Below are 511 nucleotides of genomic sequence, written 5' to 3'. Positions count from 1 at the left end.
GCTTGTGAAAGGTGTTGATATCACACCACCCGCTCTCGACCCAAAGCTGGTCAAAGCTGCCAAGAAGCATTTAGGTCTAGAAATTTAGGCAGGAGTGATTTACTTCTGCTTCGCTTCAAAAGCTTCGAGCTGCTGAGGCGTTGCCTTCAATTGATGCTTCTCTTTCCATTCAGAATAAGGCATACCATAAACGGCTTTACGCGCCTGATCATAGTCAATTTCAACACTTTGCTCTTCGCCAGCGGCCATGTACCATTTTGCTAAGCAGTTACGACAGAAGTCAGCCAGAATCATTAGGTCGATATTTTGCACTTCTTTGTGGTCGTCAAAGTGTTTTAGCAGTCGACGAAAAGCGGCCGCTTCGATCTCGGTACGTTGTTGATCGCTCATATTTTCAAATGCGGTATTTACAGACATATTATCCCTTAATATTGTTTAATTAGTGCGCCAAGGCTATCGGTTTTTTTGTAGATAGTATCAGAAGCACGCTTATTTTTTCTGAAATGTTCGC

Annotated in this window: 1 protein-coding gene; it reads right to left on the bottom strand. The window is 43.1% G+C overall.

The window, feature by feature from the left end; genetic code table 11:
- Positions 1-99: 99 nt before the first annotated feature.
- Positions 100-417, bottom strand: a complete 318-nt coding sequence (locus A3756_RS24375; RefSeq protein ID WP_231872145.1) for a DUF1244 domain-containing protein — start codon at positions 415-417, stop codon at positions 100-102.
- Positions 418-511 lie beyond the last annotated feature (94 nt).

Source organism: Oleiphilus sp. HI0086 (assembly GCF_001635225.1).
This window is presented reverse-complemented; position numbering and strand designations above follow the sequence as displayed.

Excerpts from the sequence above, each read along its gene's own strand:
- A3756_RS24375 (WP_231872145.1), bottom strand. The coding sequence starts at position 417 with ATGTCTGTAAATACCGCATTTGAAAATATGAGCGATCAACAACGTACC.